Origin of the sequence: Proteus alimentorum (assembly GCF_002607735.1) — a bacterium.
Lineage (GTDB): Bacteria > Pseudomonadota > Gammaproteobacteria > Enterobacterales > Enterobacteriaceae > Proteus > Proteus alimentorum.
In genome coordinates, this window is sequence record NZ_NBVR01000031.1 from 157,395 (window position 1) to 171,598 (window position 14,204).

At 36.6% G+C, this 14,204-nt stretch carries 14 protein-coding genes; 6 read left to right on the forward strand and 8 right to left on the reverse strand.

The window, feature by feature from the left end; genetic code table 11:
* Complete coding sequence (locus B6258_RS11270; RefSeq protein WP_099075332.1) at positions 1-990, forward strand: bile acid:sodium symporter family protein; 990 nt, start codon at positions 1-3, stop codon at positions 988-990.
* Between the two features lie 81 nt (positions 991-1,071).
* On the opposite strand, the gene add is transcribed toward B6258_RS11270, so the two are convergent.
* Positions 1,072-2,073, reverse strand: a complete 1,002-nt coding sequence (gene add / locus B6258_RS11275) for an adenosine deaminase (protein WP_099075333.1) — start codon at positions 2,071-2,073, stop codon at positions 1,072-1,074.
* A gap of 636 nt (positions 2,074-2,709) precedes the next feature.
* A complete protein-coding gene (locus tag B6258_RS11280; protein ID WP_099075334.1) occupies positions 2,710-4,395 on the reverse strand; it encodes a YdgA family protein in 1,686 nt (561 codons plus the stop codon).
* Positions 4,396-4,974: 579 nt separating this feature from the next.
* Between B6258_RS11280 and fumC the strand changes: the two genes are divergently transcribed.
* Positions 4,975-6,372, forward strand: coding sequence for a class II fumarate hydratase (gene fumC, locus B6258_RS11285; protein WP_075673810.1), 1,398 nt, complete (start codon positions 4,975-4,977; stop codon positions 6,370-6,372).
* Between the two features lie 75 nt (positions 6,373-6,447).
* Positions 6,448-6,807 carry a hypothetical protein gene (locus B6258_RS11290; RefSeq protein WP_099075335.1) on the forward strand — a complete coding sequence of 120 codons (360 nt, stop codon included), beginning with the start codon at positions 6,448-6,450 and terminating at the stop codon, positions 6,805-6,807.
* 15 nt (positions 6,808-6,822) lie between these two features.
* On the opposite strand, the gene tus is transcribed toward B6258_RS11290, so the two are convergent.
* The 4 genes from tus to B6258_RS11305 form a co-directional block, all read right to left on the reverse strand.
* Positions 6,823-7,752, reverse strand: coding sequence for a DNA replication terminus site-binding protein (gene tus, locus B6258_RS11295; protein ID WP_099075336.1), 930 nt, complete (start codon positions 7,750-7,752; stop codon positions 6,823-6,825).
* A 203-nt stretch (positions 7,753-7,955) separates the two neighbouring features.
* Positions 7,956-8,420, reverse strand: coding sequence for a hypothetical protein (locus tag B6258_RS11300; protein ID WP_099075337.1), 465 nt, complete (start codon positions 8,418-8,420; stop codon positions 7,956-7,958).
* 64 nt (positions 8,421-8,484) lie between these two features.
* Entirely contained in the window at positions 8,485-8,619 is a 135-nt protein-coding gene (locus tag B6258_RS18460; protein ID WP_276307770.1) for a hypothetical protein, read from the reverse strand.
* Positions 8,620-8,738: 119 nt separating this feature from the next.
* On the reverse strand, positions 8,739-10,025 hold the full coding sequence (locus B6258_RS11305) for an MFS transporter (RefSeq protein ID WP_099075338.1): 1,287 nt from the start codon (positions 10,023-10,025) through the stop codon (positions 8,739-8,741).
* A gap of 125 nt (positions 10,026-10,150) precedes the next feature.
* On the opposite strand from B6258_RS11305, the gene B6258_RS11310 reads away from it, so the two are divergent.
* The 3 genes from B6258_RS11310 to bioD all read left to right on the forward strand — a co-directional run bounded on the left by B6258_RS11310 (position 10,151) and on the right by bioD (position 13,273).
* The gene (locus tag B6258_RS11310; RefSeq protein ID WP_099075339.1) at positions 10,151-11,065 is read left to right on the forward strand and encodes a LysR family transcriptional regulator; all 915 of its coding nucleotides are present in this window, start codon (positions 10,151-10,153) and stop codon (positions 11,063-11,065) included.
* Between the two features lie 128 nt (positions 11,066-11,193).
* Positions 11,194-12,405 (forward strand): sugar metabolism global transcriptional regulator Mlc, encoded by a 1,212-nt coding sequence (gene mlc, locus B6258_RS11315; RefSeq protein WP_099075340.1) that lies wholly within the window; start codon positions 11,194-11,196, stop codon positions 12,403-12,405.
* A 196-nt stretch (positions 12,406-12,601) separates the two neighbouring features.
* The gene (bioD, locus tag B6258_RS11320; protein ID WP_088495662.1) at positions 12,602-13,273 is read left to right on the forward strand and encodes a dethiobiotin synthase; all 672 of its coding nucleotides are present in this window, start codon (positions 12,602-12,604) and stop codon (positions 13,271-13,273) included.
* A gap of 279 nt (positions 13,274-13,552) precedes the next feature.
* Here the strand turns inward: bioD and B6258_RS11325 are convergent, their stop codons facing one another.
* Both B6258_RS11325 and B6258_RS11330 read right to left on the reverse strand, forming a co-directional pair.
* Positions 13,553-13,789, reverse strand: a complete 237-nt coding sequence (locus tag B6258_RS11325) for a DUF1161 domain-containing protein (RefSeq protein WP_099075341.1) — start codon at positions 13,787-13,789, stop codon at positions 13,553-13,555.
* A 53-nt stretch (positions 13,790-13,842) separates the two neighbouring features.
* A complete protein-coding gene (locus tag B6258_RS11330; protein ID WP_099075342.1) occupies positions 13,843-14,199 on the reverse strand; it encodes a DUF1283 family protein in 357 nt (118 codons plus the stop codon).
* Between the last annotated feature and the right edge of the window lie 5 nt (positions 14,200-14,204).

Consider the following 14,204-nt stretch of genomic DNA (forward strand, 5'->3'; position numbering starts at 1 on the left):
ATGTCTTGGTGGCAAAAACTAAAACTTGATCCTTTTCTCATGATTATGATTTGTGTGGTGACGCTAGCAACGCTACTACCCGCACAAGGCGATATTAAAGTCCTGTTCCAATATCTTACGACTGGCGCGATAGCACTGCTGTTCTTCTTGCATGGCGCGAAGCTGTCTAGAGAAGCGATACTGGCAGGGCTTGGACATTGGCGTTTACATCTTACTGTCTTTGCTAGCACTTTTATTCTTTTCCCAATTCTAGGGCTGGGTTTACAAGTTATAGTGCCTGAATGGATGTCACCCACTGTCTATATGGGCTTTTTATATCTCTGTGCGTTGCCTGCAACGGTTCAATCTGCCATTGCTTTTACTTCTGTGGCAGGGGGAAATGTCGCGGCTGCGATTTGTAGTGCATCTGCATCCAGTATTTTGGGTGTTTTTCTGTCACCCGTATTAGTCGGTTTTTTAATGCAAACGCAAGGCTCTGCCAGTGATTTTGATACGGCAGGAGCGATCCAATCTATCTTACTGCAATTAATGGTACCTTTTATTATTGGTCACTTATCACGCCCTTTAATTGGCCGTTGGGTCGATAAGCATAAGAAATTAGTGAATAGAACAGATCGTTCTTCTATTTTGCTGGTGGTTTATGTGGCATTTAGTGAGGCCGTTGTTGAAGGGATCTGGCATAAAATTGATGGTTGGTCGCTATTACTGATTGCCGTAGTGAGTTGTATTCTGTTAGCGATTGTTATTTTGGTGAACGTATACAGTGCAAGATTGCTTGGTTTTAATAAAGAAGATGAAATCACCATTGTTTTTTGTGGATCTAAAAAGAGCTTAGCAAATGGCGTTCCTATGGCGAATGTGTTATTTCCTGCCGCGACTGTTGGGGTAATGTTATTACCATTAATGATATTCCATCAGATCCAATTAATGGTTTGTGCTGTGTTGGCGCAGCGGTACGCTAATCAAGCTAAAGAAGCTGAAAAGAAATAACCGCTGGTGGATAAATAACGAAGAAAAAGCATCTCTCATATTGAATAGAAAGATGCTTTTTTTATTTTACCTAATCGTTAATTAACGCTGGCTGATCTTTTTAATTAACGCATCACGTTCTACTTGGCTAATAAATGCCATTTTTAAACCATTAATCTGTGTTTGGCGGATTTGCTCTGGCGTTAATCCCGCAGCAGGAGCTGCAACGGTATATTCATGTTCTAATTCGATACCTTCAACCGCAGGATCATCTGTATTTAATGACGCGAGAATACCGTGCTCTAAAAAGGCTTTTAGTGGATGGTTCGCAAAAGAGCTGATTGTGCTGGTTTGAATATTCGACGTTAAGCAAGACTCAATACCAATTTGATGCTCGGCAAGGTAGTCCATTAAGCGTGGATCTTCAATCGCTTTAACACCATGACCAATACGACTTGCACCTAATTCTTTAATTGCATGCCAAATACTTTCTGCACCTGCCGCTTCACCAGCATGAACCGTAATATGCCAATTAGTATCACGAGCACGATTAAAATGAGGTTGGAATAAATGACCAGGAAAACCTAATTCATCACCCGCTAAATCAAGTGCTGTAATTTTATCTTGATGTTTTAGTAAGCCATTTAATTCTTGTTGGCAGGCATCTTCACCAAAGGTACGGCTTAAAATACCGATTAAACGAATGTCTACATCGTGTGATTGCAGTGCGCTTTGTACACCATCAATAATGGCTTCCACGACGCCTTCAACCGGTAGTTGATGTTTCATTGCCATATAATAAGGTGAGAATCGCAGTTCAGCGTAATCGATACCAGCATTAACCACATCCACCACGTTTTCATAAGCAACACGATGACATGCATCTAAGTCTGCTAAAACCGCCACACCCCAATCTAATTTTTGTAAAAAGCTAACAAGACTTGGCTCATTTTTTGTAATTTGTACATGAGGGCGCAATGCTTCTAATTCGTAAGCAGGGAGTGCAATATTATGTTGCTTTGCTAACTCTAAAATAGTTTGTGGGCGGATATTACCATCTAAATGGCGATGTAAATCGGTTAAAGGCAACTGTGTGTCAATCACGTGTTATTTTCCTTTTAATAGAAATAATGAAAATCTATCGTTTATAGTGATTTTCTTATAATCGGGTAAATATAAATGAGTTGCAGATTATTATGACTGATTTTTATTTTATTCACTAATCAATAAGCTTGAATTGGCTATTTTTGAAACGAAAAAAGGCTGTTTTTTTCATTTTTAAGTTCAAAAATAAAAAGTGAAAAATAGTATTGTTTATTTATTGGCTAGATTATTCAGTGTAATTGATGCGTATTATCAAACTAACTGATACGTTGATTTTTAAGGTAAAATTCAACTATCAGTATGATTGAAATAACCTGTCATTAAATTTGATAATGAAAAATAAAATAACATTTTTATTTAATGAGAAATAATAGGAAGTAAAAAATAAAAAAGTAAACCAATCATTTTTTTGTTGAGAATAAAATATCAATATTAATATACGTTTATTTTATACATCCATCTTATGATGGAATATTTTTTCTTAATAAATTAAGAACGATTATTTCCAGTTACAAGTGTTATTGCTCAGTCAATAAAGGTGAGTCATCACGAGATAAAAAAACACCCCAAAGTTGGTGTCCAACTTTTGGGGTGCAGTTCAGTGTTACAAAAGGGTGTTCATAAAGACAAATGGAATTATTGCGCTGAAGCAGGCTGCTCTGGAATAATAATGTCTTGCTCTTCGATAATGGCTGGATCTTCTGTCATCTCTTCTTGATAACTTTCTTCTGAATAATCAGAATCATCGTAATCGTAAGATGATGCGCCCATGCCGAATAACATTGCGGCTAAACCTAACATTTGAGGAGCTTGAGTTACTTCCATAAACTCATCAAAAGTATAAGTTTTACCATTCATGGTAAATTTATCAGCGGCATAGTTCAGTTTCATGCTTAATGCGTTACCATCTTGTGCAAGTAACATCAGAGGTAATGCATCTTTCTCGTCTTGAGAAGTTTGGTTGATATTTTGCTGTAACTCAGTTTTTAACTGTTCAATATCAGCCGCCGTTGCTACTTCGATCTCTTTTTTCTCTTCATCTGTTAATGCCGTTTCTTGGTAGCGAGCCGCATCAAGGTATTGAGTGGTGTTACGGAATTCAGCTAACATCGGAAGAGATAAATCAATATTGAAATCGATGTTTTTAAACAGATAGTTAAATAACTCTGCTGGTGATTTCTCTTGGCTTTCTAATACTTTAACGTTAAAAGCATTTAAGTCTAAGTTAAAGGCTAACTTACTTGCACCGCTTTTATTTGTTAAAGAGGCTTCATCGATACGGAAAACTAAGCCTTTTTCCAGAACATCACGAACGGCTTGTTCAACCATTTCTGAATTGTCGAAATGATTTTTATTCCACGGTAACAATGAGTTGTTATAAACTTTGGTTAATAACAACATAGCATCTGGATCAGCTTTATCGATTGAATAGCCAAATTTACCTGCACCAAATTCTAGTCCTGCAACATTCAGTGACTTAAAGTAATAAGTTTGAGAGATATTAAAGAGTTTATCTTTGATATCACTTTTTGTTGTCAGAGAAAAATCTTTCAGTGAGAAATCAGATGCTTTGTCTTTGCTGGTATGCGCGATTTCAGCAAAATTTAATAATTGCTCATTAAATAAGTACTGATCGTCATTAACTTTCGTTCCAACGATAGAACCCGCGATGTTTTTAATGGTGAAAGTTTCTTCACCCTCTTTAGTCACAACAACTTGATCACCTTTAATTTTGGTTGAAAAGTTTGTTGCATTTTTGTCTGATGAGAACTCAACAGTGATAGGTGTTGTTTTAACTGTGCCACCGTTTTCAGCAAAATCGATAGAGCTTAGTGTCGCAGTACCGGAGACTGAACCATCGAAAGCTAAAGAGGTGTGACCACTAAGAATAGATTTTTCTTTAGTCAGTTTGAATAACTCTTTTGTTGAGTTGTTATCAACCAACGTATTATTCATCGCCGCTAATTTTGGTGCCAAATTAAATTTAGCCAGATCAGAAAGAGGGAATGGACCGTGGTCAATTTCAGTAGAGAAGACAACTTCTTCTACTTTTTTTTCTTGGTCTGCATCACTAGCATCTTTTGAAATCACGACAGCAAAGTCTGCATTAGAGGTGAAAACCCCTTTCTTATAGTCACGAATTTCAAGTTTAACATCAGCACCAAACTGTGCATTTTTAGCAAGTTGCGCCAATTGCTCATTAGCTAGTTTCGTTTCTTCCTGTAAGCGACTTTCAATTTTGCTGCCCATGTACCACGACGCACCAGTCCAAACAACACCGAGTGCGACGATAACACCAACAGCGACAAGCGATTTCTTCATAATTCTAGTCCATCCTCTGTGTACATCTGGCGATGTACGTTATAAAGGTTGTTTTGTAACCCTTAAACAACCCGATAAATTGGTGATAAATTTTACTAAATTTAAATATAGATAATCCACATATATACATCGCCATCTATACTAACCGTAAATATAGATTTAGTGGAATAAAATCGCAATCAGAACTTACTTAGTTGATCGCTAACGTAATGAGTTTAAAGCAAAATGAATATGATTTATAAGATAATTTAAATAAGCACTAAAACTCTTTTTTCTTACTCATTTTTAGATTTAGACAATATTTAATTGTGATGTGATTCTATTTATGATGAATAATAAAGGCTCATAATATGTGTGGATATAAATATGAAAGCTTAAATAATAACATTAGCAAGAAAATAAGATTGCTAACCATATTTCCCAAAAAAATCAACAGATTTCATTCTGTTATAAATTTCATAAGCTCGCTTTAGCTCTCATATTTATTATTCTGTTTATGGCATGATACTGATATCCGAGTTATTTACTAGAAAGTGATTCGGAATTAATCAATTATTCTGTGTACTTAAGGAGATTGAAATGGCAGCCACTCGCATTGAAAAAGACTCAATGGGACAAATCGAAGTACCAGCTGACCAGTTATGGGGAGCTCAAACGCAGCGTTCTCTTGAACACTTCCGTATTTCAGTTGAAAAAATGCCTGTTGCACTGATCCATGCGCTTGCTATCACGAAGAAAGCAGCCGCTGGTGTTAACATGGATTTAGGTTTATTACCAAAAGAGCGCGCTGATGCAATTATCGCAGCTGCAGATGAAGTGCTTGCAGGTAAACATCCAACTGAATTCCCATTAGCAATTTGGCAGACCGGTTCTGGCACTCAATCAAACATGAATATGAATGAAGTGTTAGCTAACCGAGGTAGTGAGATACTAGGTGGTATCCGTGGCATGGAACGCAAAATCCATCCGAACGATGATGTTAACAAAAGTCAGAGTTCAAATGATGTGTTCCCAACTGCCATGCATGTCGCTGCTGTTATTGCATTACGTCAGGATTTACTGCCAGAATTAAAATCACTGCTAAAAGTATTCAAAGAGAAAGCCGAAGCTTTCCATGATATCGTTAAAATTGGTCGTACTCACCTGCAAGATGCGACACCACTGACATTAGGTCAAGAGATCTCCGGTTGGGCTGCTATGCTTGAGCACAGCATCAAACATATCGATGATTCAGTTCCTCATGTTTGTGAACTAGCGCTAGGTGGTACAGCAGTGGGCACAGGGTTAAATACTCATCCCGAATATGCTGTTCGTGTTGCTAAACGTATCGCTGAATTATCAGGCCAGCCATTTGTAACAGCGCCTAATAAATTTGAAGCATTAGCAACTTGTGATGCACTCGTTCATTCACATGGCGCATTAAAAGGCTTAGCCGCATCATTAATGAAGATTGCTAACGACGTGCGTTGGTTAGCTTCTGGTCCTCGTTGTGGTATTGGCGAAATCGCTATCCCAGAAAACGAACCAGGTAGTTCAATTATGCCAGGTAAAGTTAACCCAACACAATGTGAAGCATTAACAATGCTATGTGCTCAAGTAATGGGTAATGATGTTGCTATTAATATTGGTGGCGCATCAGGTAACTTTGAACTAAACGTTTATCGTCCAATGATCATTGATAACTTCTTACAATCAGTCCGTTTATTGGCTGATGGTATGCGTAGTTTCAATGAACACTGTGCAATTGGTATTGAGCCAAACCGTGAACGTATCAATAAACTACTGCATGAATCATTAATGCTAGTTACTGCGTTAAATACTCATATCGGTTACGATAAAGCTGCTGAAATTGCGAAGAAAGCGCATAAAGAAGGTTTAACGTTAAAAGAATCTGCACTGAAACTGAACTACCTGACATCGGAAGAATTCGATAGTTGGGTACGCCCAGAAGATATGGTCGGTAGCATGAAAAAATAAGTGTTAACTACACTTATTTAACTGATATTAAATCCCGCTATGATGGCGGGATTTTTAGATCTTATAGGAAAAATAATGATTGAAGAAATTACGTTTACTGCGACAGAAGTTAATTGCTATGTCGAAGATGATGTCACCATTATCGGAATAGGGGATGATGCTGTTTCTCCTGATCATTTCATTATTCTTTCAAGATTTGATGAAGAAGATGAAGATATTGATAATTCAATTGGTTTGATGACGCATTTATCTGATATTGAAGCCATTAATACGCTTGAAAAAGTTACCCTTGATCGAAAAAATATTATCCTTGTATTAAAAAACAATGTGGTGATAACAATCCATTTAGATATTGAAGAGAATCATTTTACTCAGCTTAATGATTATCTTCAGCAAATTATTCAAGGAAGCTCAATTAAACTTATTGAAAAATAAGATATTATTTATTCTCTATTTTTCAAGATACAAGTGCATTCTTGGAATAATTAATTCCAGCTTTTTAGCTTTAGGGCGATGGCGAATTTGAATGTTATCGGCATCATAATCAGGAAGTTCGCCAATAACAGGTTTAAAGTCGCTCTCTTTATCAATATAGAAAGCTAATAAAGGCAAGGGACACGCATATTGCACTTGTTTTTGAAGTTCTGAATACCAAACTCGTGCAATAGGTTGTACTTTGACAGGACGCTTTATTTTTAATTTTGCATTTTCAGGTAATTGAGAAAGAGTGATGATCTCTTTATCCAAGCGTTCAGCCCATTGTTCACTGGTATAAGGGGGGACTGCGCGATTGGCCTCACGGCTTTTCTCTAATTGAGATAAAACATCGTTACGCGTTAAATTCTTTATAATATTCTTATTTGCCCAACCAAAACGCACTGTATCTGGATCAGACAATAGGGTGAGGGTGCGATAAGCATTGAGTGTGATTAAGCCTTTTAGTTGGTTATGGACGAAATCAAAACGTTCTTCTTTTGATATACCAGACTCTTTAGTGACAATATCGGACAGTTGTTTTTTTAATAAATTAATTTGTTCAACTTGTTTTCTGACAGACTTAAATGTTTGGTTATCTGTACTAAAGCAGAGTACACCGGGTAAACGAATGGCGCGTTTACTACTGATGTGCGGGGCATTGTCATAAATAAAAAGATTCGCCATTAGCTTTAAAGTGATATCTCTGGCTTCATCATCATAACAAGGTGACACTGTAACGCTATCAACCTCGTCATGTTCTTCTTCTTTACTCACATCAGGTAATTCAAATACAGCAGAAGGCAATAATGTCAGTGTTCTAAGTGAAGTTGACAACATTTCAATCTCTGTTTCTAACTGTTTAAAGCAGTCGTTAAATTGCGCGATTAAATCATACTTGTTCATACTCATATCCTTATTTAGTTACAACATACAATTAGCCTTCACTTAAAACAATACATTAACTTCAGTGAAAAGTACATTTGCCTAATAGGGAAAAATGCGAAAAATACGGTATACTGTGTTTATATACAGTATACCGCAAAAAGGGGATTTATTACGGTTTAGTGGAAGGATCCTTAATAATAATGATGTTCAAAAGTTGAAATTTAATAAGGTCCTAACAAATCAATATCACAGCCACTAGAAGAAGAAAAATTAAAGTGGGCGATTAAGTTACTACTAATTGTAATTACCACAATTCCATTATCATCACTGCTAACGCTGCAATAAAAATTATCTTTTGTTTTGTATTTGTATCCTGCTTCAACTTCAATATCAATAAACCAGTAATCGAAAGGAGAACCAACACCTGTAATGTATGTAAATACTAATGGTTCTGCCGTAGATCCTGCATTTTTAATATCATTATACGTTTTCTCATTCACAATGGTGTTATGTATTTTTTGAACCGTATGTTTTATATAAACTTTTTTTAAATTTTGCCCACTCGCATTTATTATATAGCAATGACCAGTATGGGAAGTTTCTCTTAGCTCAACCTCATTCGTTTCTATTTCAGCATGAGGCTTGAAAGAATCTGGATTATTAATGTAAACATTTTCTTTACTCATATAAATATCTCCTAAAGTAGTTACATATATCCTTAGTTAATAACCTTTTAGTAAACAACAGTGTTTATTGATTTTGTACCCAGACATCACCGCCACAGTCAGGATGTGTTGGTGGGCATTCTGGAGAAGCGATAGCCGTTGTTGTGAGTAAAGCAAGAGAAACGGAAAATGCTATAAGTAATTTTTTTAAGTAATTCATCATTTTTATCCTTTGTGGTTGGTTTGTCATCGCCATCTTAAAAAAGGAGAAAAATGTAATCAATATTCTTTATTATCAATAAACTATTACTTTTTATTGATATCAATAAGAGGTAATAATTAATTTCTAAGCGTACTGTTTAAACGTAATGCAATTAAAAGCGCAATGGTCATTAATAGGGCGATAAATAATCCTACACCAAGCCAACCGAAACTCACCCAGAATAATCCACCCACGGTACCTGCAAGGCTAGATCCCGCATAGTAAGTAAAAAGATAAAGTGAAGAAGCTTGGGCTCTTCCTCGTTTAGCGCGACGGCCAACCCAACTACTTGCGACCGCATGTGCAGCAAAGAAACCTGTCGTTAAGATCAGCATGCCAATAAAAATAATAGGCAGTGATTCAATCAAGGTAATCAATATGCCAATTAACATCATTAAAATCCCAGCAATAAAAACTCTGCCTAAACCATATTTAGTGGTTAATAAGCCCGCTTTAGATGCGCTATAAGTGCCACTTAAATAGACAATAGAAATCAGGCCTACTGTGGTTTGACTTAATAAATAAGGGGCATCTAATAAGCGATAGCCAATATAGTTAAATAAAGTAACAAAACCGCCCATTAATAAACCACCTTCAATAAATAATAAAGGCAGTCCTTTATCTCTAAAATGCAATTTAGTGGTAATAAGAAGATTACGAGGTTTTAATGCTGTCGGTCTAAAGTGCTGTGAAGCAGGTAATATCTTCCAAAAAGTTATCGCAGCGAAAAGGGCAAATATACCTAGAATAACAACGGATAAACGCCAAGAATAATAATCACTTAATACTCCTGTAATAACGCGTCCACTCATTCCTCCAATAGAGTTCCCGCTAATATACAAACCCATTGATAATGCAAGATAAGCAGGGTGAATTTCTTCACTTAAATACGTCATTGCTACTGCTGCAACGCCACTTAATGAAAGTCCAACTAAAGCTCGTGTAATTAAAATACCTGTCCAGCTATTCATAGTCGCACTTAGTAATGTAAAGAATGCGGCACAAAATAGGGCAATTACCATGACATTTTTACGACCAAAGGCATCTGATAGAGGGCCAGTGATTAATAATCCACATGCCATTAAAGCGGTTGAAAGTGAAAGCGCTAAACTACTGGTTGCAGGGCTAACGGAAAATTCGTTAGATAACACCGGCAGTATGGGTTGCACAAAATAGAGCAAGGCGAATGTCGCTAAACCAACCATAAAAAATGACACTGTCACTTTTATATACAGTGCATCATCACGCTGAATATAATGTTTAGGGTTAGATTGGCGATGAGCAGGCTTTTCTATACTTGATGTATTGTCTGAAATATCAGTGCCTAAACTCATACTTTTACTGTCTATTTCGTGAGTGTCCATATTGATTAAACTTCCATTACTTAAATTTGATTTATGTCAATGTTAGAAATATTTGATTTTTTTGTCTAATATATTAATCATTAGAAATAAGACTTTTAAAGTATCAATGACAATATGAGAGAAATATGAATATTGAACTTAGGCATTTACGTTACTTTATTGCTGTTGCAGAAGAGCTTCACTTTGGTAAAGCAGCAGAAAGATTGAATATTTCTCAGCCCCCGTTAAGCCAACAAATACAAGCACTTGAAAGCGAAATAGGCGCTAAACTCTTAGAGCGAACTAACCGTTCCGTTTCGTTAACTCCTGCAGGACAAATGTTTTTAAAAGAGTCGTATCAAATTATGGCGCAGGTCAACGCAGCTGCAACGCGCGCCGCTAGAATGGAAAAAGGTGAATTAGGTGAAATTTCAATTGGTTTTACCTCAACGACACCTTTTATGCATTTAGTTACCTTGAGTTTGCGACAGTTTAGAGAAAATTACCCGGAAGTTGGTATTCATATGCACCAAATGAATACAAAACAACAAATATCGCCGCTACTGACGGGGCGTATTGATCTTGGGATCATGCGAAATACGACATTACCCGAAAATTTGCACCACCAGCTATTGTTTCGTGAGCCTTTTATTTTAGCGGTTTATGAAGGACATCCTCTACTTGCTTACAAAGAAACGGGAGTCAATATTCAAGATATCGGGCAATATCCTTTTGTTTTCTTTGAAAGAGATGTCGGTACGGCACTTTATGATGAGATTATTCAGCTGCTTAGCTTGTCAGGAATTACACCAACTATTGCACAAGAAGCGGGTGAAGCCATGACAATTTTAGGGCTAGTTGCAGCAGGGCTTGGTATTTCCATTGTGACAAAATCATTTACACGAATGAAAGTCGATGGGGTGCATTATCTACACTTTGCAAATTCTCAGGCGTTCTCTGAAGTTTGGTTAGTTTCACATAATAAACGTGCTATTCCTGCGGCGGCGAATCGATTAACGCAATTGCTGTTGAAAAATATCTTAGATCACCAAAAATATTGATTTATCTGTGTTTTTGATCACGCTTTTTATGTAAATATTGTACAATTATCAAAAATTGACGACATAATCGGTAATGAATTATTTGGAGCCTCGAATTAATTATGGCTCTCTAATTAAGGATGCATTCAATGGGGAACCAACCTAGCCACATCGATCACGTAAAACAATTTAATCTTGGCACAGTCTTTCGCTTGATTGATGAACATGGTCCCATTTCTCGTATCTCATTGTCGAAAAAGGCAGAGCTTGCGCCAGCAAGTATTACTAAGATCACGCGAGAATTAGTTGAAGCGCATCTTATTCATGAAACGGAGTTCCCAGATGTGGGATTTCGTGGCCGACCTGCTGTCGGATTAAAATTAGAAAGCCAAGGTTGGCAATTTCTTTGTATTCGTGTCAATAAGGGCAGTTTGCTTTTTAGTTTAAGAGAGTTAGATAGCAAACTGGTTACTGAAGATACATTCGATTTCCCTAAAGAATACAGCGATGATTTTCTTAATCACTTTTTAGTTGCAATCGATAAATTCTTCGAGCGTTATCAATCTCATGTTGAAAGACTGACAGCAATTAGCATTACAATGAATGCCATTGTTGATCCCATTAGTGGCGTTATTTATAGCTCACCTTATTATGATATTAAAGATATTCCACTTGCCGAAAAAATACATGCAAAAACAGGTGTTTCTGTATTTTTACAACATAGCGTAACCGCATGGACAATGGCCGAATCTTTATATGGTGCAGCAAAAAACAATTCAGACGTTCTGCAAATTGTTATCGATGATATTGTTGGTGCTGGCGTGATAAGCAATGGAAAAACATTACATTCTAACAGTCATAGCGCCATTGAAATTGGACATACTAAAGTTATCGATTCTCAAAATAACTGTTATTGCGGGGCAAAAGGGTGTTTAGAAACAGAAATTGCTATTCCTCAATTAATCAAGAAAGCCCAATTATTAGCTCAAGAAGATCCCACTTCGTTGCTAAACAAATATCCTATTACCGTTGAGACATTGTGTGATGCGATATTAGTTGGTGATAAACCCGCGCTTGAAATTGTTAATTTAGTCGCTCAGCGATTAGGTTTTATTTTGGCTGTAATGATTAATATCTTTAATCCGCAAAAAATATTAATTGGTTCACCGCTTTGTCGAGCTAAATCCATTCTTTTTCCTTTGATCTTGGATCAGGTTCAACATCATGTTATGCCTCGTTATGCACAGTCTTTACTTATTGAAGAAACGGAGTTAAGAAATAAAGGAACATTGCCTGCGGCTTCGCTTGTAAAAGAAGCTCTCTACAATGGCTCTTTGTTAATTGAATTAATGCAAGGCTAAATTAAGCCAAATAAAACGTAAAAAAACTGTTTTATAAGCGTAAATGCCTCAATTGATCATTAACGAATTCTCTATTTTGGGGCAATTAACTAAAAAATTGAGCTACCTCAAGCCACCAGAAACAGTGTTACCCTAAACTCTAATCTCTGTCATTTTTTATGAACCTGATTTATCTGTCATAACGGAAGTAAATTATATGTTAACACGCTTTTTTGTTACGGGGACAGATACCAACGTGGGTAAAACTGTTGTAACCCGAGCACTTCTTCAGTCATTAAATCGTGGCGGGTCAACGGCAGTGGGTTATAAGCCTATTGCAACAGAATTGCATGAAACAGCTGATGGTGAACGTAATCGTGATGCTATGATTATTCATAATTCATCGCCAGTTGAAGTTCGCTACGACGAAATTAATCCTATTTTGCTTGATAATTGTTATGTTAGCGAAAATGAAATTGATTTTAATAAGATTTCAAATGAGCTCGATAATTTAAGTAAAAAAGCAGAGTGTGTTGTCATTGAGGGTAATGGTGGTTGGCGTTATCTTCTTGATGATAATACCTTTTATTCTGATTGGGTGGTGAAAGAACAAATCCCAGTTGTTTTGGTTGTGGGTATTCAACCAGGCTGTGTCAATCACTCAATATTAACAGCACAATCTATTATTAACGATGGTGTAAAATTAGTAGGTTGGGTTGCAAACAGAATAAATCCAGGATTACCTTATTACGCGAAAATTGTGGAAAGGCTGTCTCAGCATATTCCTGCGCCGCTGATTGGTGAAATCCCGTATTTATTACGTCCTGAAGAACGTGATCTCTCTTGTTACCTCGATTTAAGTCAGTTGGAAATCGCTGTACCAGCTTAAGAGAGAATATAAATAAGTAACGAAGTGGATTGCTATCTGTTTTTAAACGATACCAAACTTGTTACTTTTAAACGCCTGATGAATAAATTCATTGGGTGTTTTTGTTTTTTCTGATTTAGCCTCAAGTATTACTAATGATAAAAACAGCACACAAAATTAAGGCTAAATAAGATAAAATACTGATAAATCAAAAGAGTAGTCATTGATAAACCGCAGAAAAAGAAAAAGGGCGCAATGTTAGCGCCCTTTTTTAATCACATGATTTTATCAACTTATAGATTAATGACGAGTATAGATGATTTTCTTGCTATCATTTTCGCAAGTTCCGACAACTTTACCTTCTGTTTGTGCAACTTGGTCGTTTTCAACGACAGTTAAGGTAAAGTTAGCGGCTGGCACACCATTATTAACGATTTTTTGTTGAATAGACTCAACGACTTCATCACACCCCGCGTTTGCGGCTAAAGGTGCAAACGCAACCAGTGTGGCCATTACTGCAAATACATATTTTTTCATATCATTCTCTCCTTGTTTTATGGAGTAAAACATCACTGTTTTACACTATTTTCTTACGGGTTAACAGGGCGACCTGTATTACTGTCTAAACAACGACGCGTTTCAGGCTCCCAATATGCATAGATATTCGCGCTTTTCAGACAAGCATCTCGCTCATCAATGGCTTTATCTATTTTATTAAATTCGATTTTTTCCCGTTGATTGACTTGGGTACGAAGCTCGCGTTTTTGATCCCAGTCTTCTTTCATTTGTCGAGCTTGTTCTTTATCTAAGACATTGTCATAGCCATCGCCATTAATGGTTACATTCGTTGAAGCGGCAACAGAAGAAAAAGAAGACACTGATAAACCAAGAAATAAGGAGAACACCATGGTTCTGATGACTTGTTTCTTAGTTAGTGTGTTTATCATGGTTG

Excerpts from the sequence above, each read along its gene's own strand:
- B6258_RS11310 (WP_099075339.1), top strand. The coding sequence starts at position 10,151 with ATGAATATTGAACTTAGGCATTTACGTTACTTTATTGCTGTTGCAGAA.
- B6258_RS11305 (WP_099075338.1), bottom strand. The coding sequence starts at position 10,025 with ATGGACACTCACGAAATAGACAGTAAAAGTATGAGTTTAGGCACTGAT.
- B6258_RS11280 (WP_099075334.1), bottom strand. The coding sequence starts at position 4,395 with ATGAAGAAATCGCTTGTCGCTGTTGGTGTTATCGTCGCACTCGGTGTT.
- fumC (WP_075673810.1), top strand. The coding sequence starts at position 4,975 with ATGGCAGCCACTCGCATTGAAAAAGACTCAATGGGACAAATCGAAGTA.
- B6258_RS11300 (WP_099075337.1), bottom strand. The coding sequence starts at position 8,420 with ATGAGTAAAGAAAATGTTTACATTAATAATCCAGATTCTTTCAAGCCT.
- B6258_RS11325 (WP_099075341.1), bottom strand. The coding sequence starts at position 13,789 with ATGAAAAAATATGTATTTGCAGTAATGGCCACACTGGTTGCGTTTGCA.
- mlc (WP_099075340.1), top strand. The coding sequence starts at position 11,194 with ATGGGGAACCAACCTAGCCACATCGATCACGTAAAACAATTTAATCTT.
- B6258_RS11290 (WP_099075335.1), top strand. The coding sequence starts at position 6,448 with ATGATTGAAGAAATTACGTTTACTGCGACAGAAGTTAATTGCTATGTC.
- B6258_RS18460 (WP_276307770.1), bottom strand. The coding sequence starts at position 8,619 with ATGAATTACTTAAAAAAATTACTTATAGCATTTTCCGTTTCTCTTGCT.
- B6258_RS11330 (WP_099075342.1), bottom strand. The coding sequence starts at position 14,199 with ATGATAAACACACTAACTAAGAAACAAGTCATCAGAACCATGGTGTTC.
- B6258_RS11270 (WP_099075332.1), top strand. The coding sequence starts at position 1 with ATGTCTTGGTGGCAAAAACTAAAACTTGATCCTTTTCTCATGATTATG.
- tus (WP_099075336.1), bottom strand. The coding sequence starts at position 7,752 with ATGAACAAGTATGATTTAATCGCGCAATTTAACGACTGCTTTAAACAG.
- bioD (WP_088495662.1), top strand. The coding sequence starts at position 12,602 with ATGTTAACACGCTTTTTTGTTACGGGGACAGATACCAACGTGGGTAAA.